The sequence below is a fragment of the Natrinema sp. 1APR25-10V2 genome (genome assembly GCF_031626495.1).
GTDB lineage: Archaea > Halobacteriota > Halobacteria > Halobacteriales > Natrialbaceae > Natrinema.
On the sequence record NZ_JAMQOJ010000006.1, the window covers coordinates 253,714 to 279,524 of the forward strand.

Consider the following 25,811-nt stretch of genomic DNA (forward strand, 5'->3'; position numbering starts at 1 on the left):
AGGACCACGTCGATCGCGTTTGGCATTTCGGTATCTGTCGCGACGACTACGGAGAGGACGTCTTCCTCACACTGAAAACCACGCCGATGACGAAGAAATTGTGCACACATTTCAGATTTCACATATATTATCACACCAGTCGACGAGGCGATGGTTTCTCTCGCGCTCTCCGGCCGCGCGCGCTAAACGCGAGGGTCTGATGGAATCCTCCGCAGTGGATAGCTTTCCACACCCCTAATCGCTCAGTACAGGTGGTCTACTTATCGGCCACCTCACCAAACGCTTTCCGTTGCCCGTCTCATAGCGTGAGTATGTCCACCACCATCGCAACTCCCGACGCCGATGAGACGTGTGCGTATTGCGATTCACGGATTTTCGACCACGACCCCATTTGTGTCCGCGACTGCGATGACGACTGTGGTTCGCCCGCGTACTTCTGTAACTACGCTTGTCTGTCGGCGCACATAGACGAGAACGACCTCACTACAGGCGATGCGTGTGAGTGGAATCCCGACAAAGGCGGCTGTCGCTAATCGGATGAATCGTTAGATTCGCACACCTACCGAATGGCTGTTTCAGCAAGAACGGTGTCGGGTCCGATCTGGCCGAACGTCTGTCGGGTCATGCGCTACGCGACTGCCGACGACGGCCCGACGCGAATAGCGTCCCGCAGACGGACAGTCGAAGACGCCTCGAACGGGAGGCGATTCACCGTCGCTCGAGGCTCACTCGAGAACTGTCCGTACGAGGGATTCGATCGAGACGTTCGTGGCGTCCGTCGCGATCGTGTTCGTCAGGTAGAGTCCATCGTACGCGTCTCGGACGCGCTGAATTCCCTCATCGAGGACGCCGTGTACCGCCGCGGCGACCACCGTGTCCGCGCCCTGACTCTTGAGTCGATCGTACGCTGCGACCATCGTTCCGCCGGTCTCGATCAGATCGTCGAACACCAGCACGTTCCGCCCCTCTACGTCGAGTTCCCCCTCGAGTTGGACCTCGTACGCATCTTTTCGCGTCTTCTCGAAGCCGGGAATCCCGAACCGATCGACGGCACCGAGATCCGGGCCGACGACGACGTAGTCGTCGAGGTCGTCGTCGACGCGGTCCCGAACGAGTGGGAACGCGTGCAACTGAGTCAGCGGATAGTCTGCCGTCCACGCCCGATGGCCGAAGTGGGGGTCGACGGCGTACACTTGCCGAACGGGGTACCGAACGACGTGGTCTAGGAGGGCGCGAGCGTAGTTTACCGTCCCCGGATAGAACGACGCGTCCTGCATGCCGTACGGCGCGTAGGTGAAACAGAGCGAGATCAGCACGTCGTGTTCAGCGAGGAGATCGAGCAGTCCGTACAGATACGCTAGACCCCGATTCGGGCGCGGCTGGCCCGAGTGGACGACGAGCGCGGACTCGAGTTCGGCGACCGACTCGAGTTGGACGAACACTTCGTCGTCGGGAAACACGCGGGACTCGTTCCGCGGATGCGGATCGAGCCGCGCGGCGTCGAGCTCGAGATGCTCTGCGGTGGGCGTAACGATGAGTTCCATGGAGACGACCCGTCGATTCGGCGTTCGATTCCGAGCGCCAAGTTCGTTTCCGTGGCTGGGGTGTTTGCGACCACCATCGAGAGCGGATCGTCGCGAGCGGACTCGTCGGTCGGCATCTCGTTCGGATTCCCGCTCGGCCCAGGTTCCCGTCTCCGCGTGAGGCCGTCCGCCAGCGGCCACACCTATGACTGGTCTTTGACAGAGATGACGGGAACGTCGCTGTGGCGGACCACCCGCTCGGTGACGCTGCCCAGGAGGACTCGGTCCAACCCGGTCCGTCCGTGGGTGCCCATCACGATCAGGTCGATGTCGTGCTCGTCGGCGTAGGTGAGGATCTCGCGGTGGGGCGTCCCGGTCAGGACCGCCGCGTCGGCGGTCGCGACGCCGGCGTCGCCGGCGCGTTCGACGGCCCGTTCGGTGACGCGCTCGCCCGCGTCCTCGAGCGCATCGAGGGCGACGGTAGCGCTCTCGTCCCAAAAAATCCCGAGATCGACGACGTTGGCGGCGTGGAGCGTCGCGTCGGTCGCCGTCGCCAGCTCGATGGCGTGGTCGACGGCCGCCGCGGCGCAGTCGCTGCCGTCGGTCGGCACCAGCACTGAATCGACGTCCGGATCGACGACGGTGTCCTCGTGGATGGTCACGACCGGCACGGGCGATTTACGAAGGGTCCGCTCTGCCACGCTCCCGATGACGAACCGGTCGAGCCCGGTGCGACCGTAGGTCCCCATCACGATGCAGTCCGCGTCGTGCTCGTCGGCATAGTCGAGAATCGCGCGATGGACCGACCGGCCGTTCTCGAGAAGCGTCCCCGTCGCGTCGATGCCCGCCTCGGCCGCCATCTCCGTGGCCCTCGCGACCGCCTCCTCGCCGAGATGGGCGAACTCGTCGGCCGCGTCGTCCTCGTACTCGAGCGGGAGATCGCCGAGCTCGAAGACGTGAACTGCATGCAGGTCGGCGTCGAACCGCCGCGCGAGCGCGACGGCCGCCTCGGCCGCGGCGTCTGCGACGTCGCTGCCGTCGGTCGGGAGCAGGATTCGGTCGTACATGACGTATCTCGGCGAAGACGTCACTCCGAATCGGCCTTATTCTAGGGGTTCTCAGGCGGTGAACACGGGATCGAGCCGATGAGCGGTTTGTCGGAGTCCGAACGCCCGCGTTTACCCATCACGACGAGATCGATGTCGTGGTCGTCGACGTACTCGAGGATTGCCTCGACGGGCGTGTTCGCCCTGACCATCGTAACGCAGTCGACCCCGGCGTCGTCGGCGAGGTCTTCGATCTCCGAGACGAACGATTCGCCCCTCTTCTCGAGGCGGTTCCGGGTCTGTGCGATGTCGCTCGGGACCGCAACGGAGTCAGCGTCGCCCATGTCCGTCGCGTACAGCGCGTGCAAAGTCGCGTCGTTTCGCCGCGCGAACTTGATCGCCTGTTCGGCGCCCTTGCTGCCGTCAGTCGGAACGGGGATGTCGTCGAAGTCGTGTGGTTCGTCTAGAGGTGACAGACCACGTCGAAGTTGGTGATTCTCGCCCTCACTTCTGACACCGCGAGCGGCCACCCCGCATCGGAGCACCGATATTGGATTGCACAGCGTCATCGCCATCTGCAACGGCCAGACGGAAACGGTACCGAACGCCCGCTGCGGTCTGCTGTCGGTATCGTTCGGGATCCTCTCGCGGTATGCACCTGGAGGGTGGCTTTTTTGCGCTGCTCGGCGAGTATCAGAACATGTCAGTCGACGAATTACAGGAGTACGGACTGGAGAAGATGAGCGACACCGAGATCCGAAACTTTCTGTCGAGTCAGAAAACGGGCGTTCTCGGTCTCCCCGAGGAGGACGCTCCGTACCTCCTTCCGCTGACGTTCGGTTACGACGGCGAGACGCGGCTCTACTTCACGTTCCTCCTCGGCTCCAGCAGCCGGAAGCGAGCGTTGAGTGAAGCGGCGGACGCCGCGAGCTTCCTCGTCTTCAAAGTGGACACGATGTACAACTGGGAGAGTGCCCTCCTTCGGGGGTCGATTACCGCCGTCCCCGAATCGGAGTGGGACTCGCTCGAGGAGGTCCTGAGCGAGACGTGGCGACCCGAACTGTTCGACACGGCGACCCTCTCGGGCGAGGTCAGCGTCTACGAGTTCAGCATCGACGAGCAGACGGGGATCAAACATCAGGGGCTCCCGCCTGCTCTCCGAACGACGGACGAATCGCAGTGACGGAGCGGCGGGTCGTCCCCGGCACCCGAGTCGCAGAGCAGCGCAGTTCGCCATCGCACCGTGACGAGCGATCGAACGCCCTCGCCGTCGATATCGGTCGGTCGTGTAGCACTTCTCAAAACTGGTAGATTCTGTGTTGCGTTGACTGCTCGTATGGAAGCGGTCGATAGACTACTTCGTCGAATTCCACCTCTGCATCGAAGAGACGGCTTGCTCCCGTCGACAATACGGGTACCGACGTGAGGCACGTCGCGGCAACGGCTTCGGGACCCTCGAGGAAATCGATCCGACCACCCTTGCTGCGACGCACGGCTACACCTTGTTTGACCGCGTCGATCCCGACGGGTTCGATACGCTCGTCGGAAACGGGATAGAAAACGACGGTCTCGAGAACGAGTTTGCGATCTACGGCGATCGCGTCCGCACTGCAGAGCCGACTCGTATTCTCGTCTCCGACCATGAGGAGTACGTTCGATCGACCGAGTTGCGACTGTCGAGTGTGAGAGTTCGGAGAGAACGCCTCCCTGCCTACAGGCCTTGTGGCGAGAGCCGCTTAAACGCCGGCACAGGTGTACCGCTGTCCGGACCTGCTACTAATTATCATCCAACGGGAACTGCCACGCTACATATGATCCTGGTCGTTGCCCTTCTGCATAGAACGTCTATGTACGATGTCATCCTAGTAGGGACGGACGGGAGCGAGCCGGCGAACCGCGCCGTCGAACACGCACTGAGCCTCGCAGAGCAGTACGGAGCCGAGGTCCACGTCCTTTCAGTGGTCGACACCGGCCGCTACGGGGAGCCCGCGCTCAGTAGCACGGAACTCGTCGTCGACGATCTCGAGGACCAATCGACGGACCTTCTTGTGGAGGTCGAGGAGCGTGCCGCTGATCAGGGCGTGGACGTGGTCACGACGTGCTGTCACGGGAACCCCCACGAGAAGATTACCGCGTACGCCGACGAGATCGACGCTGACCTGACGCTGCTCGGGAGCCACGGGCGCTCGCAAACCGGCCATCACATCGGGAGTGTCGCCGACCGGGTTACTCGCACCATAGAGCGGCCGGTACTGCTCACCTGATCGGGACGGTCCAATCGACCAGCGCGACAGGAGGGGCCGACCCGCCTCGCCGTGGCAGTCGTGCTACGTGACGCCCTCGGCGTTTAGCTCAATTGAGGCGCTAAGCCCCCTTCCTCAGCGAGCGCCGACCGAACGGGAGTCGCGAGCAGGGAGGGGATACAGCGGCGCACGATTCTCATACACGATTCGGTAGCAGGCCCACAGGCCCACGCAACCGCACCGTTTTTGCAGTAGGATACTCAAGCGAAAGCGCCGCGACTTCTTGCACAAACTCTCGAACTACTACGCACGGGAGTACGACCTCGTGGCGGCCGAAGACCTGAACGTGAAGGGGATGATAGAATCGGCGCCGAACAGTCGCAACACGGCGTCGGCGGCGTGGCGAACGTTCCTCTCGCTGCTCGAATACAAGTGCGACCGCGAAGGGACGCACTTCGTCGCGGTCAACCCGAGAGGGACGACAAAAGAGTGTGCGGCGTGCGGCGTCTCGACGGAGAAGCCGCTGTGGGTCCGTGAACATTCCTGTCCTGCCTGCGGTTTCGAGGCGGATAGGGACGCGAACGCGGCGTGGAACATTCTTTCTCGCGGCCTCGAAGACGTAGGAGTGGAACACTCCGAATCAACGCCTGTGGAGACTGCACTCCCTGTGGATACGCCTGTATCTGCAAAGCGCGTCGTGGAAGCAGGAAGCCCTACCCTCAAGGATCGAACGGCGTCAGCCGTGAGCGAGTAGGGTAGTTCACTAGCTCGAACAGCGCATCGAACCGTGGACGACTAGCTGACCGACAGTATCGGGACCGTCGATCGACGGACGACGCGGGCCGTGGTGCTCCCCAGTAACCGGCCGGACCCGACGGTTCGACCGCGTGTCCCCATGGCGATCAGATCCGCATCGACGCCGTCGGCGTAGTCGAGCAGTTCGTCCGCCGGGACGCCCCGTCGAAGGTCGGTCGTCACGGGGAGGTCCCGCTCCCGTGCCATGTCCGCCACCGACTCTGTCGCGTTGCGCCCGCCCTCTTTGAGTAGCCCGATGATGCTCCGCGGAGCGTCCTCGAGGGCGTACGTCGTCGTGTCGAGGACGTACACGGCGTGAACGGCTGCGTCGTACTTCTCGGCGATATCGAGCGCGGTTTCCGCAGCGCGTTCGGCGGCGTCGCTCCCGTCGGTCGGAATCACCACATCGTCGTACGGACCGACGTCCGAGTCGGGTTCCTCGGGCTCCTCGGAGAGGCGAATCGAGAGCACCGGCACGTCCGAGAGCGTGATCATCCGCTCGGTGGTACTGCCCAGGCGAACGCGATCAGCGCCGGTGCGGCCGTGGGTCCCCATCACGATCAGGTCGACGTCTTGTTCGTCGACGTACTCGAGGATCTCCCTGTGTGGGCTCCCCTCGCGGACCTCCCGCGCTGCCTTCAGGTCGCGGTCCTCGGCCCGATCCGTGACTCGGATCGTCGCCTCGCGTCCGCGACGCTCGGACGGGGCGCGGAGTTCCTCTCGCTCGTCAGTGGGGAGCCCGGTCGGTTCGGCCTCGGTGTCGACGACGTAGAGCGCGTGTACACTGGCGTCGTACGTCCAGCCCAGCTCCGTCGCATGGGCGATCGCGACTTCGGCTCCGGGACTCCCATCTGTCGGTACGAGTACGGTCGTGAACATGTCGATCCGTTCGACCCCGACGCCTATCAATCGCACAGGTTATCTCAGCAAACGTGACAGATACAGCGTTGACGATCAAGCAAGTTGTCGGTCCCGATCGTCAGCCGACGGAATACCTGGCGACGCCGTGAGCCGAGCACTCCCCCGGCGTGACCTGTTGGTCGCTCGTTATTGGTCCGTATATCCACCCTCCTTGAGTCTGACCTCCGGAATCGACGGCGGTGCGTAGTATCGGACGATGTGAACGTCGTAGGTCGGGTCTTCCGCGACGCCGCCGGCGACGCTGGTCACCGGTTCGGCGATCTCGCCGACGTTGTCGGTTCCGAGGAAGACGACCGATGGTCGTACCTCTTCGGCAATCGATCTGATCCGCGTCGCGATTTCGGCGGGCGTTCTCCGATCGACTCGCTCGTACCGGAACGCGGCCTATGGGGCGATATCGGTGACACCCTCGTGGAGCTTTCCGGCGACGTACGGGACGCTAAAGGGTTCGTCCTCCCCCTCTTCGTACCACCCGACGTCGATCGCGTACGCTTCGTCGTCCGGGATGACAGTCAGAGCGATCACGTCTTCATCCAGCGCCTCGCCGTACTCAGCCGCCCGCAGCAGTGCTGCCTCGGCCAGGTAGGACCCGTCGAAGGGAACGAGAAACGTCATTGCTATCGTCATCTCCGCTACTGGGGATGAACAAGCTTGGGGCGTCCCCGAGCGGTCGCTCATCGAACGACAGTGACGGGAGTCGGCGCCCGACGGAGGACCGTCTCGGCGACACGCCCGTACACCGCTTGCTCTGCGTCGGGCTATCCGTGGGAACCGGAGGACGTGATCGGCATTCTCGCCAGTAGCGGACTCGAGAACGAGGCGGTTTGAACCGTCGAAGGAATATGGACACAAGATTCGACGTCGGAATTATCGTTACGCGGTTAACACTGGTCGATCGGCGTGTCGGACGACTCGTTCGGCGACGCTCCCGATCTTGCCCCGGCGCTCGTGACTCTGTCCCTGGAATCCTATCACGATGAGGTCAGCATCGATCTCGTCGGCCTTTTCGAGGATCTCTTCCCACGGCCTTCCGTGGCAGACGGTGCAACCACAGTCGATACCGACGTTGTCCGCACGATCGGCGAGTTCATCGAGCATCGCCGCGCCCTGTTCTTCGAGTCGGTCGAGGACGATCTCGGCACTACTCAGCGCTGGTTCGCCGTACCGATACGTCTCGACACAGTATATCGCGTGGATGTCTGCCTGGTAGTTATTGGCCAGTTCCAGCGCGTGTTCGACGGCGCGGTTCGCCGGATCACTCCCATCGGTCGGGACGAGTATCGTGTCGTACATCGGATACAAGTACCAACGTCGAAAGCCGCTAAATAACCCATACTCAAATCGTTGATACAGCTGTCATGTTCTCGAGTCGAGAATAGTGATGCTCTCGTAGTAGTCGCTGATTCGGGCCGTGATCACCGGTCGATCGACGTACCTGACCACTCGTTCTGCGGTGCTTCCAATTTCACCGCCGGCACCGAGACAGCGGTTGCCAATCACGAGCAGGTCGGCATGAATCTCCTCGGCGTACTCACCGATCTGGTCGTGTGGACGGCCGCTGCGGATCTCAGTCGTCATATCGATGTCGGCCTGGGCCTCGGTATTCCGCAGGATCCCCTCCCCCTGCTCCTTCAGATCTGCGACAGCCGTCTCCAACTCCGCCAGCGCCGACTCGCCGTACCGTCGGGTATCAACGACGTAGAGCACATGGAGGTCGGCATCGAACGTCGACGCGAGATCGAGAGCGTGCTCGATCGCACGGTTCGCTGCAGCGGGATGCTGAACGAGAATGGTGAGTACGAATCACCGGCGCGATTGCGGCTAGATCGGGAATCCACGCTGAATCCCACGACTTTCGTCGTGGGTAACTCAATCAGACGAATCGAGTCGAGCCTCGGTGATCCGCACGCGCCCCCACCTGCCATACCACTCTGATTCGAATTCGATAGCGACGGGACGTGACATATGTGGCCCGTCGGTCACGACCGTCTCGTACTCCCCGCCTTCGCCCAGGATGTGGATACCGCGCTCTCGGTGGAGTTCCCTCAAGTCCGTCAGGGCGTCCCGGTCCAGTCGCCGGCCGAGCCAGGACTCGTCGAACCCGGGTGCCGCCACCTCGACGAAGACGATCTCGAGGCCGGCCTCGAGCATCGCGTCGAGGAGGTCGCAGGGGTCCGCCTGCCACAGCGGTGCGAAGAACGCGCAACCGACGCGGTCGCACATCGATCGGAGTCGATCGGCCTGGAACTCGCTCTCGACGGTTCCGGCGACGACCCCGTCCAGACCGCCGTCGAATTCACTGTCCAGTCGCAAAAGGGCGGACTCGAGCGTTTCCATCTCTCCATCACCGCGTCCTTCCAACGGCCGTCCGAGGTCCCCTCCGATATCAGGCGGTTCGATGTCAGTGATGGGGAGCGCGACGTCGACGGTCGGGATCCCGATGCTGCGCGCGGCCAGTCGTGTCACCGTCTTCGCCGGGGCGTAGTACATCTGGGACTGCTCCGGCGGGTGGACGATCGCGAGTCTGCGGACGTCACGGCCGCTCTCCAAGGCCCAGTGGAGCGCCCACGAGGACTCTTTGCCGCCGGAGAAGAGCGCGACCCATCCGCCGTCTACTTCGGACATACGCTCCGTTTTCCATCGGTGAATAAATGTCTGTGCGCCGGCTTCGATACCGACGGACCCGGTCCGGGAGACGATCCCTCTCTGGACGGCTTCGACCCGCCAGCACGCATCTCATCGCCGGGTGCGAACCGTGACGATTTCACACGTCCCGATACGCCGAACGGAATCGACGGTCGCGGAAAAGGTGGTCGAGTACGTACCGCCGGTGGCCACCGCATCAGCAACGAACTCGTCGATGACCCCGGCACCAGAGCTGGCGTGATCGTAATGCCGTATCTCGGCAGCACGGTGGGATAGCACCGTACCGGTATAGTACTTGGTCAGATCTAACTGGAACTGGTAGGTTTAAACCGCTGTTGCGATTCGTGCGGAGGCACTGTCTAGTTAAGCACCTCTGCTGGTTTCTGTCTGCTGAGTGACTGGTACGATCATTGTGTGGCATAGTATTGTATGATTTGATCAATATAGACTCAAACACTCGCCCGACTGCCCACCCACGAGGTATGGTAGCAGTCGATACGCAGTTTGAGGGTGTGAAACCATTTCTCGATGCGGTTTCGGTCGACATAGTCAAGCTGATCGCTCAATCCTCATCGAAGATTTCAGTCAGATAGCCGTCTCCATCGCCGAGAGACACCGTCTCGGAGAGATCGTGTTGCTCGGTCAGTCGATGCAGGAATGCAGCGGCTGGATCGGCGCCTGGTCGCCCGGACACTGCGACATCAAGAACGAGTCTAGAATCCGTGTATATTGCTTCATATACCCAATGGCAGCCACCGGTAATCTTGACAGCAGTCTCATCAATGGCGACCCCACGACGGCTTCGCCGTCCGCAGAACGCTTCGCGTCCTGATGTCAAGGCGAATCAACGATTCGCCGACCATTGGAGAGTTTTGCTCTCCAAAAGGCCACACGAGAACTTCGCTCTCGTGGACGTCGGCGGGTCTGAGAAATATAAGCAAATCGAGTACCGCCCTTCTTACTAGTACCAATATCGATGGACCAGCTGTACGCCGTCATAGCCAGAATACCTCCGAGAGATGTCGTCTGACTATCGAACTCACCAACTGCTGCGTGAAGAGTTCATACGTCGATGTACTGGGATTCCCATTCCCGCCGCTCCTGTAGTTGCTCGAGCCCCTCGTCCGTGATATCATAGTAGTTGGTGCGGCGGTCCAGTTGCCCCTTCTCGACTAACTCCTTGTTGACGACGGTATCGAGATTGGGGTAGAGGCGGCCATGATTGATATCCGATTCATAGTATGTTTCTATTTCGTCTTTTACATCTTGGCCAGATGGCTGATCAGCACCTGCGATCACGTACAGGAGGTCGCGTTGGAAGCCGGTCAAATCGTCCATACGCCATATATACTATATTCGCTATTTATTATCATCTTTGTACATTCGTTTGCCGGGTCTTATAACAGGGTATATACGTTCTAAAAAGACATCTCACGGCGGTCTCTATTTTGAGAACATAGAGTTTCTCAGCTATCTACCGATATTCCGACAAGAAAGCTTATATCGAGATGCTCGAGAGCATGTGGTATGACTCGGGATACAACGGAAAATAAGCAAAGTATGAGGACAGATGATAGCGACCTGCTCAATCTCGTGACAATTGTTGGACGAGGTGTCCCCTCTAACTTCGAAATCTCGGTTTCAGGTGAGATCGAAATGGTGGCTGACGACCCTATGGAACAGGCCGTCATAGTCTCTGGTGGAGTGGCCGAAGGTTCGATCGAAACCGGTGTACAACGTTTCCGGTTCTCCGGTGAGTGTGCGAACATCCGAGCGGTGGATTGGAACGGTGTTCCGGCACCGGAGTCGGCGAGTTCGCCAACCATTCACGTCGATTACGGCGTCTCTGACCGGTAAACAGATCCAGGATACCAGCTGTCCACTGACGTACTGCTCGATCTGCTCTCGGAGAAACGGCGCCGGTTCGCCCTGTATTGTCTCGAGAAGTATCTGACTCCACTGGCGCTTGGGGATCTAGCGGATGAAGCACCACTCTTTGAATCCGATACCGATACCCTTCTCAACGTCTCAGCAGAGGTAGTCAAAGCAACGTATTTAAAGCTCTATCACTACCATATTCCGAAACTCCAAGAGGGGAATCTCTCCACCCAACCCCCGGGTTCTTATGACCTCCCTCACTGCATCGGGGGAGGTCGGCGGGCGAACGTCTCATTCTTCCTCAACGCTCGAGACGTCTTGCCACGACGACTCACCGAAGAACGTCTGAAGCGCCCCGAGAACCCCTAGATACGTCCCGAAGACAACGATCACGAACGGGACCACTAACGCCAGCACTAAACTACCCAGTGGGTTGGTTCCGAACATCTGGAGGACCGTCATACCATACCGTAGACTCTACCTTTGGATAATATTGTCGGTATCGCCCACAACTGATCCAGGTCTGTGACTTCTGGACGTGCATCAGAGGTGCTCGCTATTCAGAAAAAGTCCAAAAACTATCAATATTCGAGTGCTTCAACGAGGTCAGAAGCTTCAGTTTGAATAAGTGATACACGATACATCTCGTTTGTCGTCACTTGGCCGTTCGTCACTTCAGGAGCAGATATTTCGATAACGTAACCCGTCCTCCGTTTCTTCCAGATGTGCGGTAAACAGGCAGAGCAAGTCGTCTGGGACGTCCAGAAGAAAATCCTCTTTTTCGGACGGAGGGGTACGAGTATCTTGGTTCTACCGGCGATATTCGATCAGCGGACCGATCTCTTACCAGTCGAGTTTCAGTACTCAGAGATCGACGTATTGGTCTTCCCAGTCCCGCCGAGCCTCGAGTTCACGACGACCTCGGCTGGTAGTGGCGTATATGTTCGTCCGGCGATCTTTCTCACTTTTGTCGATCAACCCCTTATCAACGAGTTCATCGAGGTTTGGGTACAACCGGCCATGATGAACCTCTTTCTCATAGTATTCTTCCATCTCCTCTTTGATCGCCAGGCCGTGCGGTTCCTCGAGTCCGCTTACGACGTAGAGTAGATCACGCTGGAATCCGGTTAAGTCATGCATGGTATCTCATCCGATGTGATCCATATCTATAATACCACTACCATCTCATTCGAGAAAACCGTGAGTAATGGTTATAGTTCTATCAGACATTGAGAGCTGTCTGTTATCGAACTCGGTCGGGAATGGGGACTCGGGGACTTTCAGTGGATGTATACCATAATTATCAGAACAGACGGCGACTCCATCGATATCGACATCCTCCGCCGCTTCAGGCGGAGGAATTCCGACCGCAGTTGGGATATTACCCAAGATTCGAGGAGAAAGCCCACGACTTTAGTCGTGGGAGAAGTCACGGTTTGGAGTCTTCCACTCTGTCCGAGGTTGGAATCCTCGGGAGAGGTTGTGAAGGTAGACTCCAGAACTCACCTCGATAATTCGAGAAACGATATGGAGACCGACGGCAAAGACGAGCAGAATACTGACGAAAATTGGTCGACGGCTCCTATCAGGACTTTTCATTCAGCACCATTGTGATGAACGAGATGGTCCCGGGATAATAAACGCATGAGTTCGTTCAAACAAAACTGGAAGATAGCGCATTGCAGTATCGACGATCTGCCCCGGTATTTCCAAATCGTTCCACTGCAACTCACCGTCGACGAACCTCCGCAGTGATGTCAGTCGCAGGCCGGAGTTGAACTGACGGAATGAACGTCAATGGCTCGTCGGCAGTCACGTCGAGGTCGACGCGACCGACCATCGTCGCCAGCGCCAACGTCAGTTCTTGCCGAGCGAAATCGTTCCCAATACAGCCGCGTGGCCCACCGCTAAACGGGAAGTACGCGTACTCCGGGCGATCGGTCTCCCGAGTCCATCGGTCAGGAATGAACGCTTCCGGGTAATCCCAGAACCGCTCGTCCCGATGGGGGACCCACTGGGGAATCAGAAACCGAGCCCCCTCGGGCAATTCGTAGCCGTCCAGCGTCACGGGCTCGGTTGCCTGCCGGTTGACACCCGTCGTCGGTGGATAGATCCGAAGCGTCTCTGCGACGACGTGCTGCGTGTATTCGAGTGCATCGTAGTGCTCGATGGTCGGTCGATCACCACTGACGACACGGTCGTACTCCTCACAGAGTGCTTCGTACACGTCGGGATTGTCTTCGAACACGTACCAGACTCGAGTGAGCGTACCCGCAGGCGACTCGTGGCCCGCCAACAGGAACGCTACCAGGTTCCCCTTGACTTCCGGTAGTGTCAGGTCACCATCCTCGTGAGCAGCGAGCAACGTCGCACAGACGTCGTCGCTCGCCGCTGTCCCTGTGTCCCGTCGCTCGTCGACGAGTTCGTCGACGAACGCGTCGAGGCGCTGCACTGTGCGGCGAAACCGACGGTCGGTCGGTGTCGGAATCCAGTCTGGAAGCAGTTGTCCTGGTCGTCGAAAGTTCGTTCGATCGACGAGTGCGTCTGCAGCTTCGATCACCACCTCCTCCTGTCCGCGAAGATCCGCGTCCAGCAGCGTTTCACCCAGAATCTGTACCGTCAATCGACGCATCTCTGCGTGTAGATCGAACTGCTCGCCGTCCGCCCACTCATCGACGAATCGGGCGGTCACGGACGCCATGCGGTCGCCGTAACTGGCGATACTCTCACGAGTGAATGCCGGGTGTGCCGCCCGGCGCAGTCGTTTCCACCGGTCGCCAGTCGCAGTCGTCATTGCGTGATCTTCGACACCTGCGAAGGTCTCCTGCTGTTCCGGCCCAATGGTGAATTTGTGCTGTTCCTCGACGAGAATCTGTTTGATGAGATCCGGGTGTGTCACCAAGTACATTGACTCACCCATGAACCGGAGGTGAACGAGATCACCGTGGGCAGCCCACGACTCCATCGCTTCAACCGGATCCCGAGAAAACGCGACGCCGTTCCCGAAAATCGGAAGACCATCCGGAGACGGCGGATGCTCCGTCTCGCTCATACCACTATATTTCTACTACTCTGTCTTAGTCCTGGCCCGCCTCCTCTGGTTCGGGCCGACGAGTGCACTGTCGACCGTAATGCCGTCGGTATCAGTGAGTTGTCCGTAGGTTAGTGGTTCTCGACGTGCCATCAAATCTGAGACGAGGAGGACGATCCCGTCAATGAGGGAGCCGAGTGTTTGATCATTGACTGAGCATCACCTATCGGTAGCTCAGGCCCCCTGACTCCGCTTTGTAGTTGGGTTGCAGGACTAACTCAGTGACCTCTGTCGCCAATCGTTTTCTTAGAAACAAAGGAGAGTTACTGAATTTGCAGAATGAATTTAGGCACGCCAAAAATGTTCGACTTCTGAAAGCTATAAGACGATGGAGGAGCTATCTCCCCATGCAATGAGTACCCAAGAGTCAACCGTCCGTCAAGAAGCCGGTACCGTCGAGGAAAACGCGCTCCGACTCGAGCAGGAGAAAGCCGAGCAGATCGTCGAGGCACTGAACTCCGAACTGGCGAACTCGTACGTCCTCTACCACCAGCTCAAGAAACACCACTGGGTCGTCGAAGGGGCTGAATTCCTCCCGCTCCACGAGTTCCTCGAGGACGCCTACGAACACGTCGAGGAAGGCGCCGACGAGATCGCCGAGCGCGCGCAGGCGCTGGGCGGCGTCCCCGTTTCGGGCCCGTCGAACCTCGAGGAGCGCGCGACCGTCGAGTTCGAGGGCGAGGACGTCTACGACGTCCGGACGATGTTCGAGAACGACCTCGAGATGTACGGCGAGATCATCGAGTCGATGCGCGACAGCATCGAACTCGCCGAGAATCTCGGTGACCCCGCGACCGGCGAGATGCTGCGCGAAATTCTCGTCGACCTCGAGGAAGACGGTCACCACTTCGAGCACTACCTCGAAGACGACACCCTCGTCCTCGAGAGCGCCACTCACTGAACGGTGACCTGAATGGCACAGAAACAGGGCCGGCTCGTTCGGGAGCCCGAGCCGGGCGAGCGCCGTCAGGAGTGGGGTACCATCGCGGAGAACGCACTCCGGGTCGATCCCGCCGACGCCGCGGAAATCGTCGACGCCCTGAGCGTCGACCACGCGGGATCGTTCAACCTGTTTTACCTGCTTCGCAAGCACTACTGGACCGCTGCAGGTGCCGAACACGAGGAGCTCGCTGCCTTCCTCGAGGAGGCCTACAAGCGCGTGCGCGAGATCAACGACGACCTCGCAATTCGGATCGTCGAACTGGGCGGGATTCCCCCGAACACACCGCCGACGCTGCAGGAACGGGCCGAAGTCCACCTCGAGGCCGAGGACCTCTACGACCTTCGTGCCTCCTTGGAAGGCGATCTCGAGGGGTACGCGACCCTCATCGTCAGTATGCGCGAACACGTCGCTCTCGCAGAGGAACGGGGCGATCAGGGCACGGCTGAACTGCTTCGTGACCACCTCGAAGGTCTCGAAGCGGACGCCAACGTCGTCGAGCGATTACTCGAGGCCGAGACGCTCGTTCGAGCGGAGGTGCTGCAGGACCGATGATGGAAACGCCACACCTCCGGAGCCCTGACTCGTCTCACGTCCGTCAGGAATGGGACACGGTCGCCGACAACGAACTCCGACTAGAACGGGACGTCGCCGAAGAGTTAGTCACGGCCTTGAACAGCGAAGTGTCGGGGCTGTACATCCTCTTCAATCAGGTGCGCAAGCACTACTGGCTCGCCGAGGGGGCCGAACTGAAGCCGATCAGGGACTTCCTCGCGGACGCCGCCGACCGGCTCACGGAGATGACCGACGACATCGCCATTCGGATCACCGCGCTCGGCGGCGTTCCGGCCTGCGGGCCGATGGGTATCCGCCAACACGCGCCGATATTCATCGAAGACCCCCATCACTACGATATCCGCTCGTCGCTCGAGCGTGACCTCGACGGGTACGCGACGCTCGCGGTGCAGTGGCGCGAACACATCGAACTGGCGGACCGACTCGGTGATACGGCGACGAGCGAACTCCTGCGTCGACATCTCAAGACACTCGAAGCGGACGCTCACGTCCTCGATCAATACCTTGCCGACGCTACGATCGTTCTTCACGACGCGACCAAGTGAATCATCTCGGGGGTGACCCCTGGCATCCGCTTTCTCAATCTGGATACTGCTCCCACCGATGCTCGGGACCAGCGGTCGTCTTAGCAGACATCCGAGTCCCAGAAGCAATCTCTCGAAGACCGACGGCTGAAAACCGTCATGAACCACCAGTTCTGACGGCTCAATTCAGCTAAAACATGTCAATTTCTAAGAAATTCGACAAAGCCGGCTCAACATTTATACTCGATTGTGCCGGTTTGGCACGTATGGCCAGCGATCCGTCCGAGCGAGTTCAGGCTGCCACTGACGCCGAATCGGCGTTTATGACTCTGAGCCACGACCTGCGGCTGGAAATCTTGCTTGCGTTGTGGGATGCCCCCGGGTTTTCGTTATCGTTCTCGGAACTCCGGAAGACGGTCGGTGAACGCGACTCCGGGAGCTTCACGTACCATCTCTCGGAGTTGCAGGACCACTTCGTCGCGAAGACCGACGAGGGGTACGAACTGCAGTATCCCGGTCACCGCGTCCTCGATGCGATTCAGAGTGGCGTCTTCCACGAGCAAGTCGCCGTCGGGCCAGTCGAACTCGACGAGCACTGCCGGTCGTGCGGGGGTCGACTGACCTTTACGTACGATACCGACTACATCGCCAGAATTCGTTGCGCTGACTGTGGGAACCGTGCGCTCGAGTGGCCCTTCGACCCCGGCGGTATCGCTGACCGCGACGACGACGCGATCGTCGCGGCCTTCGATCGGCGGACGAGACTCGTCTGGTCGTGTGCCCTCGAGGGCGTCTGCCCGTTCTGTGCCGGCCGAATCGACCGTGAGCTAACTCGCCGGGTCCACGAAGAGGGGGCTTGTATCGGCGTCATCGAACAGCTCGACCGGTACGACGAGTACTTCGCCCGGGATCATCCCGCGGTCGTTGCGGTCGACTGCGACCGGTGCAGTTTCTACAGCTTCGTTCCTGTCGGCGTCGTCCTCTTGACGCGGCCGGCGGTTACGGGGCGACTCCACGACGCCGGCCTCGAGGTTCGCGAGACGCCGCTGTGGGACCTCGGGTTCGTGGTCGACGCTGGTGCCGTCTCCGTTCGAGAGACCGATCCGCTCTGCGTCGAGGTCTCGGTGGTAGACGCTCCAGAGTCACTGGGCTTCACCGTCGGGGATTCGTTCGAGGTCGTCGACGAGACCACAACAGAAATATAATCATGTTTACTGGAACGGGTTTCACCGAGCGTTTAACTGGACTTAGAACGTCTGTTTGAGCTGAATTTAGGCAGTCAAGGTTCAGAAAACGGCCCTACTTCGCAAGCGATATATCAACACAGCTGACATACAAGCCCTACATTCGAGATGCCCATGGATTTCCAACTCACAGACGCTCAACGAGCACTCCGAGACGACGTTCGAACGTTCGCACAGACCACCATCATGCCGCAAGCTATCGAACTCGACCAGAACGAAGAACATCCCACTTCGATCCTCGACGAACTCGGGGACCGAGGCTACGCGGGATTGACCCTTCCAGAAGAGTACGATGGCGAGGGAGAGGGATTGGTCGAGCTCGCACTGGTCATCGAAGAACTGTCCGCCGCACTGATGCCCGTCGCGAGTGCATTGGCGCTCCACCTCGATATCGCAACGGTCATCGACAAGTTCGGGACCGAGCCACAACGGGAGCGATACCTTCCGGCCATGGCGTCGTTCGAGACGGTCGGAGCCCTCGGTCTCAGTGAGACCAACGCCGGTAGTAACAAACTGGAGATGGAAACGACTGCGGAGCGAGACGGTGATACGTGGGTGCTGAACGGCCACAAACGATGGATCACGAACTTCCAGCACGCCGACTACGTCCTCACGTATGCGAAAACCGGTCCAGAGACGGAAGCGCCGCATAACATCAGTGCGTTCCTCGTTCCGACCGAGGAATTCGAGGTAGAGACCGTCTGGGACACCCTGGGAGCGAACACAGTGAAATCGCCGAAAGCAACGCTCACGGACGTGCGTGTCTCCGACACCCAGCGTATCGGAGACGTGGGGGAGGCGTACGTGCAGCGCGGCGAGGTAAACGTCGGGGTGAACGTTCCCGCTCGAGGCGTCGGTATCGCCCGCGCGGTGCTCGATGACACGGTCGAGCACACGAAACAGCGCGAACAGTCCGGTCACTCGATCGCTGATTTCCAGGGAGTCAAGTGGCAAATCGGCAAGATGGCCGAGCGAGTAGACGTCGCTCGATTGCTCACACTCCGAGCCGCCGCCAAAGCCGATCGAGATCTGGACCCGACTCGAGAGTTCAGTATGGCGAAAGTGTACGCGACCCAGGCGGCCGTCGATAACGCGAACGATGCCTTGCAGCTCCACGGCGGCATCGGCTATACGACCGAAAAGCACGTCGAACGTCACCTTCGTGACGCACGACTCCTGACGATCGCCGGGGGTCCGAACGAAGTACACAAGGACGCGCTCGGCGAGGCGGTTTACGAGACCCACCCGACTACCTGACAGATCGACGGCGAAGTTCTGATTCCGAATTGGCCATTACGACCCTGGTAGCAGTAGATTCCGCTAGCTCGCTGCTTTGCCTTCCTCCCACGGCTGCAACCGTGGGATTCTCCGAGTGGGTGATTCAGGCCGTGCCTGAGCCACCGGAGGCAAATTTCCCACTGTTGTCAGTAGATGAGAAGGACAGACTCTATGCAGTGACCCTCGAGAATATTTTAGCTTTGAAGTACGGTTCTGTCTGACTGCTCCGGTGCAGGTGCGGGCGGTTCGTGCGTCCCGAACTCGGGATGAGTCTCTTCCATCCATACGTAGACGACTGCCCCTGACACGAACATCAGGAGGGCAGTCATGTAGAACGCGGCTTCCGCGTTCACGAACTCCATCGAGAGCCCAATCAGGATCGCGCCGACCCCATAGCCGGCGTCACGCCACATCCGATAGACTCCCATGCCGGTCGCGCGCCACGTCGGGTGAGCGGCATCGCCCGGAACCGTCATCAGATTCGGATACAGCAACGCCATCCCGAGCCCAGAAACACCCGAGAGAATCGCCCATAGGAGATACCCATCGACGAGAACCATCCCGAGGATACCCGCGCCGGCGAGGAACATCCCGGCGATGACCGGCGGACGGCGACCGATTCGATCTGCGAGGCCACCAGTTGCGATTTGGAGGAAATACATTGCGCTGTGGACGCCGATGATGAACCCGACTGCTGCGATTCCGAGTCCCTGACTCGTGAGATACAGCGGGACGGCGAGCCAGAACAGCGTATCGACGAACTTCTCGATGTGACCTGCCTGTGCCGCGGCGAACAGCGTCCTGTCCCCGTAGGTCGCCCGCTTCAGTACCTCTATGAACGGGAGGTTCGCGTCGTGGTGGTCGTCGTCATCAACCTCTACCTGCGTGAGTTGAACCGTCTCCTTGATTAGGAAGATCGAGATGAGGAACGCCAGCACGACGACGATAGCGAGGAAGTAGAACGGCTCAGGCCGAAGGCTCGTGCGAGCAGCGATCACGCCCGTGATCCAGGCACCGGCGGCGACGCCGGTGTACCCGAACGCCTCGTCGATACCGACGGCAAGTCCGCGCTGCTCGGGACCCGCAATGTCAATCTTGGCGTTGATCGCCATACTCCACGTCAGCGCCTGATTGATACCCAGCAGAACGTTCCCGACGGTGATCCAGCCCCAACTTGGAGCGAAGATGAGGATGATCGGGAGGGGAAGTGCCGTCGCCCACCCGAGAACGAGTACCGGCTTACGTCCGTACTCGCTCCCCCACTTGCCGGCGTAGAGGTTGAGCAGCGCCTTGACGAAGCCGAACGAAACGACGAACGAGCCGATGACGAACAGCGATTCGACGCCGAGCACGTCACGGCCCAGCACGGGCACGACGGCACGTTCAGACCCAATAGTCAGGCCCGTTGCGAACACCAGCAGGACGTGCAGCGAGAACTGCCCAAGATGTTCACGGATGCCCTGTTTAAGTTCAGTTTCCGTACTCATGATTCACTCAGCTGCGCAGTTGTTGGGCCCCAGTTCCAGGTCGGCCAACTCGTCGGCAGGAACCGATTCCGCCCCTACGTTCGTTCGCTTGACGCGTTCGAAATTCGGCGGATGATCCGGGATATCCGACGCGAGTTCTCGGATGAATTCCTCGCGGTCACGCCCGAGGTCATCGTTCCATTCTTTGACTTCAGCGATGGTCGCAGTTACTGGCGGTTCAGGCGAACCGGGGTCGTGTGCTGGCAAGATCAGAATGTCGTCTGGCCGGTCGAGTAGTCGCTGGAGGCTCTCATAGAGCGTCGCAGCATTCTGCTCAACGTCGGAGTCTTCGATTCCGGCTTCGACACCGAGTTCCACACGGCCGACACTCTCGTGGAAGAGCGTGTCTCCCGTGATCAGCGCTGCACCGTCGACGGCGAACGAGACGCTCCCCTCGCTGTGTCCCGGTGTGTGGATAACCTCGATATCGAGGGGGCCCACAGTCACGGTCTGCCCATCTTCAAGGGGCGTTGCGTCGATAGAGAGAGCGTCCTTTGGGTGGAGGTAGTAGGAGATGCCGTGTCGATCGGCGAGTTCTGCAGCGCCCGAGACGTGGTCGGCGTGGGCATGCGTATCGAAGACACCGATGAGTTCGGCGTCGTACTCGTTGAGGATCGCCTCGTACTCCTTGAGATAGTGCGATGGGTCGAAGACTGCGGCTTCACCGTCCGAAACGAGGACGTGCGAGAGGCAGCCTTTCCCCGGGCGTGCGACCTGAACGAGCGTACCATCGAAGTCAACAGGAACGGATGCATGTCGATGAACGCGACTCCAACCATTCATCCCGTCCGTGAGCGTCACCGCATCGTAGCCCAGTTCTCGGAGTGCGTTCGTCGCGGTCTCTGAGACGACCCCTGCGGCACAGACAGTGACGATCTGTTCCTCACGCGGGAGATCCGAAAGGAGTTCCTTAGCCTGCTCGGGGTCGCCAGTTAATTCGTCGTAGACATCGACGTTGAGACTGCCGGGGATATGCCATTCCTCGAAGTCCGCTTCATGGCGAATATCGAGGACAAGTGGCTTGCTATCCTCGTCTTGGAGCTGTTCGCTAAGGTCTTCCGGCAGTAGCTCTTGCATCGGTAGTCCCGAATAAGTGGGATATTTGCATATGGCTACTGCCGGTCATGACCGGCACCGTTAATTTTGACCAGCTCGAAATTACTCGTATGGGTCTCTACGAGGCGTCGATCCGGGTCAAACACGAGTGTCCGTACCGATCGATTTCAGAACGGTATCCAGACCTGACGATACGCGAATGGCCGTTGAGCGACTGCCAAGTACTCGAAATCACCACGGAAACAACGCCGACCGACGAATTGCTCGACGAGATCAATCAAATCGGCACCGTCCTTCACGAATCGGAGGACGATGACGGGTATCACGTCGTCACGCAATCCTGTCTCTGTTCACTAGAGGAATCCATCGTCGACCGTTTTGAGAAATACAACTGTCTGTATCAGTCGCCGACGATCTATCATCAGGGCTGGGAACACTACACAGTGGTCGCATTTGACAGCGAAGACGTTCGAGAATTGTTGAGCGAACTGCGCTCCGACAGAGAGATCGAGTTGCTTTCGAAGACCTCGATCTCGGAGACGCAGATTCCGCATAGTATGCTGGCACCGGCTAATCAACTATTCGAGGACCTCACCGATCGGCAGTTAGCGGCGCTCCAATTGGCACTGGAAAGCGGGTACTACGAGCAACCTCGGAAAACGTCGTTGCGGGAGCTGGCTAAACAGACGGCTGTCGCTCGCTCGACATACGAAGAACACCTCCGGAAGGCGGAGAACAAACTCCTCACGAACGCGGGACAGTACCTCCGACTGGTCACTGCGACATCGATGGCAGACCCATTGCAAGTAGAAGAGACGCGTGAGGCCGAACAGGCTGCCGACTAAATTGCCCCGATTCGCTGGCGGTGAGCGCTTGGCTACCCGATCGTAAGCACGTTCCTGGCATCCTCGACGATTCGCAGATAGTCCTTCACCGTCGCACGAGGTCGAAGAACGTCCGATTCGAGGTCGCGGGAGTCAAGACACGTCCCACAGGCAGCGAGTTCGCCTCCGTTCTGGTGTACTTGCGCATCACGCCGTGTAGGGTAATTTTCTCGTGCTCAGAGTCAGGTTCCTCAACACCGTCACCGAAGAGAAAGACTTCAACTCTGTAATCCACATCGAGCGCGGTATTTGCGAGACGGAATGGGTTCCAGACGCGTTCTGGGTCGTTCGTCTCCAGGACGAGTCCAAGGTGCATACTCGTAGTCGTCCTCTGACCGGATATCAACCACACACGTCACGTATCGGACGGCACTCCCCTTTCTTGCTGGCTGAGCCGGTTCCTTCTCGAGCCGGTCCGGAACCCGAAGTGCCGATACGGTTTTCGCCGAAGCGGTGGTCGCTATCCAGAGAGAGCGGGGGCTCGAGATATGTCCGACAATTTACTGGAATGGGTTCCACCGAGCGCTTAACTGGGCTTGGGACGTGCAATTCGATAAGGCATGCACATGAATAGTAGCGAACATATAGTCGCACTGTGCGGAAGCCAACGCGACGGGAGTCACACTCGTCACGCGCTCGAACGAGCCCTGGCAGCGGCCGAGTCCAACGGCGCCACGACCGATCTCGTGGACCTGGCTGCGTTGGACCTCCCGGTCTTCGATCCCGACCGGACCGATGCCGGGGACGCTCCAGAGCTCCGCAGACGTGTGCGGAACGCCGATGGGGTTTTGCTGGGATCCCCGATGTATCACGGCTCGTACTCGTCGGTCCTGAAGACCGCCCTCGATTACTGTGGTTTCGACGAGTTCGAGAACTCGACGGTTGGCCTCTTGGTCGTCTCTGGCGGCGGGTTCCCGACCCCGGCTCTGGAGCATCTCCGGTCAGTCGCCCGGGCGCTGGACGCGTGGGTGCTCCCTCACCAGGTCGCGATCCCCGATTCGCACAGCGCATTCGAAGACGGGCAAGTAACTGATGAGAGCCTGGTCGAGCGCATCGATACTCTCGGAACTGACCTCGTCGAATACGCGGGCGTCGAATCGTATCCCGAAACTACTGCCGCCTGCGCCGTTCCCACGGCTGATTGATCGTGTCCGCCGAAACCGACTCGAGACAGAACGAGATCGAGACACAGAACGCGTCGGCATGTCCAGTCGTTCAGGCCATCGACCAAATCGGGACACCGTGGCGTCTGAACGTCATCTATGCCCTCAAAGAGGGCGAACAGCGATTCAACGAACTCAAGCGAGCGACGGGTGCCCGTTCCAAGACCCTCTCTGACGCGCTTGACGAACTAGTCGAGAACGATATCGTCACCCGGCGAATGGAGGAAGACGCACCGGTTGCGGTCTATTATGGCCTCTCCAGAAAAGGAGACGAACTCGTCGACGTGTTAGCGGGGCTGGACGAGTGGGCCCAAGAGTGGGGGGAGGAAGTACCGGACGGTCCGAACCCTCGACTTCGGGACGACTAATTCAGAGCGTAACCCAGTACTACGGAACTTCATTTACGACATTGCGTAGGTCATCTGGACTGGACCAGGCGAAGCATCGGTCGTGGAGTTCGAAGAGGCGGAATTCGTTGAGATGGACCCAGCTGTATGAGACGGGCGCGTGTTCGCTGTCTTCTCGATCCTCTAGACGGTCGATGACTTCTGGTGTCGTGAGGGAAATATCGGTTTTGCTGGCTGTTGTGACGAGTGAGTCGAGTTCTTCTTCGGTGGTGGCTTCGTCGAGGTCGTCGTTGAAGTAGATAGTCGCGGCAGCGGCGACGACGTCTGCCTCAGTGAGGAGGTTTTGTTCAGTCATCCACGCGTAGTCCCGCGGTAGCACGTACGATTTAGCGAAGTACGGCGTCGTGCTTATTTTCCCGAGTTCGGTGACTTCCCCGCCGGCGTCCTGTTCATATACCGCGACGATGGTGTCGGCGTGCGCGGCGAGGAGCGTGAATCGAATGCGGAAGACAGGGAGGCGGTCGATATCCAACTCCGAGAGATCAGCCATTAGGAACGGATATGTACCGAGCCGCTTGTCCAGTTCGTTCTGGACGATGCGGAGCCGTCGAAGATATGGGTCACGGTAGCTGCCGAGGATGAAATACGAGTCTTCGGGCGTGTGGAGGTGCGGGAGTTCTTGATTGGCGAACCCCAGTATGTCCGAGATCTCGTGTGGTTCTAACTCGAGACCTCGGAGCGCCTCGTTCACGCTCTCCATGATCTCCGCCGCGTTCGGAGGCGGGCTGGGGTCAGCCATATTGAGTGTTCCTTGGTGAGAAAATAAATAGCTTGCTGACTAGTATGGCTTAAACGCTTTCTAACCACACCAGTTGACCCAAAGTATTATTCGCGTCGCCGAGGTACTTCTAAGTGAGACCATGAGTGACGCGTCTGCCGCAAAGGGTAACGGCCCGTTCGAGGAACAGCGGCAGATCTACGACCTCCTGTCTCAGGAGACGCGGCACTTGATCCTGCAGTTCATCCTTGGCCACCCGGAGCATCTCCCATCCCTCGATGAGCTGGCGTACATGATGCCGAAGAACAAAGCCGCAATCCGGGACCAGCTGGAGGTTCTCACTGACAATGATATCATCGACTGCTATCGACATCCGCCGAACGAGGACGCCCGCGATCTCCCATCGCAGTTCTACGGCCTGACTGAACGCGGTGTGGAGATTCTCTACGAGTACAACTATCTTCGTGGGCTCCCCGTAGCGCGCGCACTCTACGACAACACGCGCCTTTCAGAGAAAGCCCAACGGCACCGTGACGCGCCACGTCCGGAACTCCCGGGACAAGTCATGGACGCACTCACCATTGACGAGGATGGCGACACAGATTTCGACCGCTTGGAGCGGTATATCCGGGAACGAAAGGGGAACACACACAGCGTCGACGATCAGGTAAGCATTGCAAAGGCGTTCTACAACGCGGGGATCGGTCCCGAGCAAGAGGGTATCAAGCGAGCGGAGATGCCCGACTCGCTTGATGTTGATATCGAGTACCAACCGAGGACAGTGTTGAATCACCTTGTCGATGCTGGGGTGCTTGCGCAGACAGCGCCGTCTGGACCGGACATCTTTGCGATTAGCGAGCGCCTTGACGGGATCGTGAACGGGCAGGTGACTGAGGAAGCGGAGGCAAACCTGGATGCCCTCATCGCGCACATCGACGATGAACTGCAGGTCACAGCACTCGCTGAGGATGCCGCGGAGCGTGACGGGCCGCAGGCGAGTGCTTCAGAGCCGTCCGTCGCCGTCGCTGACGGCGTTGGGCGGACAGTTCGAAGTATCTTGGCTGCGGAATTCGGTATCGAACCAGAGCAGGTCGAAGCGTTTCTGCGGTCCGGTAATCCAGTAGACCGACTGAATACGGCTGTCGAAGTGATCGAGTCCTCTGAAGAAGTCACGAAGTCAGAGGCTTACGGACAGATCGTGCTCGTCCGGCCGGCGTATCGGTACCGGCTAACTGAACAAGCGATGAAGCTCGTTTCGACGCCGAACTGAATCTGTCATCTACTCACGAGTAAACTCGTGGGCTTGAGCGTGGGACTTCCGGTCTGCCGGACCGAAGATCCGTCGGGAGTCT

At 59.5% G+C, this 25,811-nt stretch carries 30 protein-coding genes and 2 pseudogenes; 14 read left to right on the top strand and 18 right to left on the bottom strand.

Annotation, left to right across the window (positions count from 1 at the left end; all coding sequences use genetic code 11):
- Positions 1–311 precede the first annotated feature (311 nt).
- Positions 312–533: a hypothetical protein gene (locus tag NDO75_RS27800; RefSeq protein WP_345784910.1), complete on the top strand. Its 222-nt coding sequence runs from the start codon at positions 312–314 to the stop codon at positions 531–533.
- 192 nt (positions 534–725) lie between these two features.
- Here the strand turns inward: NDO75_RS27800 and prs are convergent, their stop codons facing one another.
- The 3 genes from prs to NDO75_RS19600 all read right to left on the bottom strand — a co-directional run bounded on the left by prs (position 726) and on the right by NDO75_RS19600 (position 3,099).
- Positions 726–1,544, bottom strand: coding sequence for a ribose-phosphate diphosphokinase (prs, locus tag NDO75_RS19590; RefSeq protein ID WP_310908299.1), 819 nt, complete (start codon positions 1,542–1,544; stop codon positions 726–728).
- A 182-nt stretch (positions 1,545–1,726) separates the two neighbouring features.
- Complete coding sequence (locus NDO75_RS19595; RefSeq protein ID WP_310908300.1) at positions 1,727–2,590, bottom strand: universal stress protein; 864 nt, start codon at positions 2,588–2,590, stop codon at positions 1,727–1,729.
- A gap of 41 nt (positions 2,591–2,631) precedes the next feature.
- On the bottom strand, positions 2,632–3,099 hold the full coding sequence (locus NDO75_RS19600) for a universal stress protein (RefSeq protein ID WP_310908301.1): 468 nt from the start codon (positions 3,097–3,099) through the stop codon (positions 2,632–2,634).
- A gap of 170 nt (positions 3,100–3,269) precedes the next feature.
- Between NDO75_RS19600 and NDO75_RS19605 the strand changes: the two genes are divergently transcribed.
- The 3 genes and pseudogenes from NDO75_RS19605 to NDO75_RS19615 all read left to right on the top strand — a co-directional run.
- Positions 3,270–3,752, top strand: a complete 483-nt coding sequence (locus NDO75_RS19605) for a pyridoxamine 5'-phosphate oxidase family protein (protein ID WP_310908302.1) — start codon at positions 3,270–3,272, stop codon at positions 3,750–3,752.
- Positions 3,753–4,416: 664 nt separating this feature from the next.
- The gene (locus NDO75_RS19610; RefSeq protein ID WP_310908303.1) at positions 4,417–4,833 is read left to right on the top strand and encodes a universal stress protein; all 417 of its coding nucleotides are present in this window, start codon (positions 4,417–4,419) and stop codon (positions 4,831–4,833) included.
- 238 nt (positions 4,834–5,071) lie between these two features.
- Positions 5,072–5,566: pseudogene (locus NDO75_RS19615) on the top strand (transposase); the annotation flags it as partial.
- A 41-nt stretch (positions 5,567–5,607) separates the two neighbouring features.
- On the opposite strand, the gene NDO75_RS19620 reads toward NDO75_RS19615, so the two are convergent.
- The 8 genes and pseudogenes from NDO75_RS19620 to NDO75_RS19655 form a co-directional block, all read right to left on the bottom strand.
- Positions 5,608–6,486, bottom strand: coding sequence for a universal stress protein (locus NDO75_RS19620; RefSeq protein ID WP_310908304.1), 879 nt, complete (start codon positions 6,484–6,486; stop codon positions 5,608–5,610).
- Positions 6,487–6,654: 168 nt separating this feature from the next.
- Complete coding sequence (locus NDO75_RS19625; protein WP_310908305.1) at positions 6,655–6,777, bottom strand: hypothetical protein; 123 nt, start codon at positions 6,775–6,777, stop codon at positions 6,655–6,657.
- Positions 6,778–6,912: 135 nt separating this feature from the next.
- The gene (locus NDO75_RS19630; RefSeq protein WP_310908306.1) at positions 6,913–7,143 is read right to left on the bottom strand and encodes a universal stress protein; all 231 of its coding nucleotides are present in this window, start codon (positions 7,141–7,143) and stop codon (positions 6,913–6,915) included.
- 258 nt (positions 7,144–7,401) lie between these two features.
- Positions 7,402–7,821, bottom strand: a complete 420-nt coding sequence (locus NDO75_RS19635) for a universal stress protein (protein ID WP_310908307.1) — start codon at positions 7,819–7,821, stop codon at positions 7,402–7,404.
- 63 nt (positions 7,822–7,884) lie between these two features.
- Complete coding sequence (locus NDO75_RS19640; protein ID WP_310908483.1) at positions 7,885–8,319, bottom strand: universal stress protein; 435 nt, start codon at positions 8,317–8,319, stop codon at positions 7,885–7,887.
- A gap of 78 nt (positions 8,320–8,397) precedes the next feature.
- Positions 8,398–9,153, bottom strand: coding sequence for a diphthine--ammonia ligase (locus tag NDO75_RS19645; RefSeq protein ID WP_310908308.1), 756 nt, complete (start codon positions 9,151–9,153; stop codon positions 8,398–8,400).
- A 428-nt stretch (positions 9,154–9,581) separates the two neighbouring features.
- A pseudogene (locus NDO75_RS19650) lies at positions 9,582–9,982 on the bottom strand (DDE-type integrase/transposase/recombinase); the annotation flags it as partial.
- Between the two features lie 254 nt (positions 9,983–10,236).
- A complete protein-coding gene (locus tag NDO75_RS19655; protein WP_310908309.1) occupies positions 10,237–10,512 on the bottom strand; it encodes a PadR family transcriptional regulator in 276 nt (91 codons plus the stop codon).
- 189 nt (positions 10,513–10,701) lie between these two features.
- Here NDO75_RS19655 and NDO75_RS19660 point away from each other — a divergent pair, with 189 nt between their 5' ends.
- Positions 10,702–11,031 carry a hypothetical protein gene (locus NDO75_RS19660; protein ID WP_310908310.1) on the top strand — a complete coding sequence of 110 codons (330 nt, stop codon included), beginning with the start codon at positions 10,702–10,704 and terminating at the stop codon, positions 11,029–11,031.
- Positions 11,032–11,343: 312 nt separating this feature from the next.
- Here the strand turns inward: NDO75_RS19660 and NDO75_RS19665 are convergent, their stop codons facing one another.
- The 3 genes from NDO75_RS19665 to NDO75_RS19675 form a co-directional block, all read right to left on the bottom strand.
- Positions 11,344–11,514, bottom strand: coding sequence for a hypothetical protein (locus tag NDO75_RS19665; RefSeq protein ID WP_310908311.1), 171 nt, complete (start codon positions 11,512–11,514; stop codon positions 11,344–11,346).
- A gap of 402 nt (positions 11,515–11,916) precedes the next feature.
- A complete protein-coding gene (locus tag NDO75_RS19670) occupies positions 11,917–12,192 on the bottom strand; it encodes a PadR family transcriptional regulator (protein WP_310908312.1) in 276 nt (91 codons plus the stop codon).
- A 589-nt stretch (positions 12,193–12,781) separates the two neighbouring features.
- Entirely contained in the window at positions 12,782–14,104 is a 1,323-nt protein-coding gene (locus NDO75_RS19675; protein WP_310908313.1) for a cytochrome P450, read from the bottom strand.
- A gap of 391 nt (positions 14,105–14,495) precedes the next feature.
- On the opposite strand from NDO75_RS19675, the gene dpsA (NDO75_RS19680) reads away from it, so the two are divergent.
- The 5 genes from dpsA (NDO75_RS19680) to NDO75_RS19700 all read left to right on the top strand — a co-directional run bounded on the left by dpsA (NDO75_RS19680) (position 14,496) and on the right by NDO75_RS19700 (position 18,684).
- The gene (dpsA, locus tag NDO75_RS19680; RefSeq protein ID WP_310908314.1) at positions 14,496–15,044 is read left to right on the top strand and encodes a DNA starvation/stationary phase protection protein DpsA; all 549 of its coding nucleotides are present in this window, start codon (positions 14,496–14,498) and stop codon (positions 15,042–15,044) included.
- Positions 15,045–15,056: 12 nt separating this feature from the next.
- A complete protein-coding gene (dpsA, locus tag NDO75_RS19685) occupies positions 15,057–15,638 on the top strand; it encodes a DNA starvation/stationary phase protection protein DpsA (RefSeq protein ID WP_310908315.1) in 582 nt (193 codons plus the stop codon).
- Entirely contained in the window at positions 15,635–16,204 is a 570-nt protein-coding gene (dpsA, locus tag NDO75_RS19690; protein ID WP_310908316.1) for a DNA starvation/stationary phase protection protein DpsA, read from the top strand. The genes dpsA (NDO75_RS19685) and dpsA (NDO75_RS19690) overlap by 4 nt, the downstream gene beginning before the upstream one ends.
- A 245-nt stretch (positions 16,205–16,449) precedes the next feature.
- A complete protein-coding gene (locus NDO75_RS19695) occupies positions 16,450–17,388 on the top strand; it encodes a winged helix-turn-helix domain-containing protein (protein WP_310908317.1) in 939 nt (312 codons plus the stop codon).
- 153 nt (positions 17,389–17,541) lie between these two features.
- Positions 17,542–18,684 (top strand): acyl-CoA dehydrogenase family protein, encoded by a 1,143-nt coding sequence (locus NDO75_RS19700; RefSeq protein WP_310908318.1) that lies wholly within the window; start codon positions 17,542–17,544, stop codon positions 18,682–18,684.
- A gap of 215 nt (positions 18,685–18,899) precedes the next feature.
- On the opposite strand, the gene NDO75_RS19705 is transcribed toward NDO75_RS19700, so the two are convergent.
- Positions 18,900–20,192, bottom strand: a complete 1,293-nt coding sequence (locus NDO75_RS19705) for an MFS transporter (RefSeq protein WP_310908319.1) — start codon at positions 20,190–20,192, stop codon at positions 18,900–18,902.
- A 3-nt stretch (positions 20,193–20,195) separates the two neighbouring features.
- Positions 20,196–21,308, bottom strand: coding sequence for a rhodanese-like domain-containing protein (locus NDO75_RS19710; RefSeq protein ID WP_310908320.1), 1,113 nt, complete (start codon positions 21,306–21,308; stop codon positions 20,196–20,198).
- 89 nt (positions 21,309–21,397) lie between these two features.
- Between NDO75_RS19710 and NDO75_RS19715 the strand changes: the two genes are divergently transcribed.
- A complete protein-coding gene (locus tag NDO75_RS19715; RefSeq protein ID WP_310908321.1) occupies positions 21,398–22,132 on the top strand; it encodes a helix-turn-helix domain-containing protein in 735 nt (244 codons plus the stop codon).
- Positions 22,133–22,217: 85 nt separating this feature from the next.
- On the opposite strand, the gene NDO75_RS19720 is transcribed toward NDO75_RS19715, so the two are convergent.
- A complete protein-coding gene (locus NDO75_RS19720) occupies positions 22,218–22,487 on the bottom strand; it encodes a hypothetical protein (RefSeq protein ID WP_310908322.1) in 270 nt (89 codons plus the stop codon).
- A gap of 250 nt (positions 22,488–22,737) precedes the next feature.
- Between NDO75_RS19720 and NDO75_RS19725 the strand changes: the two genes are divergently transcribed.
- Both NDO75_RS19725 and NDO75_RS19730 read left to right on the top strand, forming a co-directional pair.
- On the top strand, positions 22,738–23,316 hold the full coding sequence (locus tag NDO75_RS19725) for an NADPH-dependent FMN reductase (RefSeq protein ID WP_310908484.1): 579 nt from the start codon (positions 22,738–22,740) through the stop codon (positions 23,314–23,316).
- A 2-nt stretch (positions 23,317–23,318) separates the two neighbouring features.
- A complete protein-coding gene (locus NDO75_RS19730; RefSeq protein ID WP_310908323.1) occupies positions 23,319–23,702 on the top strand; it encodes a helix-turn-helix domain-containing protein in 384 nt (127 codons plus the stop codon).
- Positions 23,703–23,721: 19 nt separating this feature from the next.
- On the opposite strand, the gene NDO75_RS19735 is transcribed toward NDO75_RS19730, so the two are convergent.
- Positions 23,722–24,480: a hypothetical protein gene (locus NDO75_RS19735; protein WP_310908324.1), complete on the bottom strand. Its 759-nt coding sequence runs from the start codon at positions 24,478–24,480 to the stop codon at positions 23,722–23,724.
- A gap of 121 nt (positions 24,481–24,601) precedes the next feature.
- Between NDO75_RS19735 and NDO75_RS19740 the strand changes: the two genes are divergently transcribed.
- Positions 24,602–25,729 (top strand): hypothetical protein, encoded by a 1,128-nt coding sequence (locus NDO75_RS19740; protein ID WP_310908325.1) that lies wholly within the window; start codon positions 24,602–24,604, stop codon positions 25,727–25,729.
- The last annotated feature ends 82 nt before the right edge of the window (positions 25,730–25,811 follow it).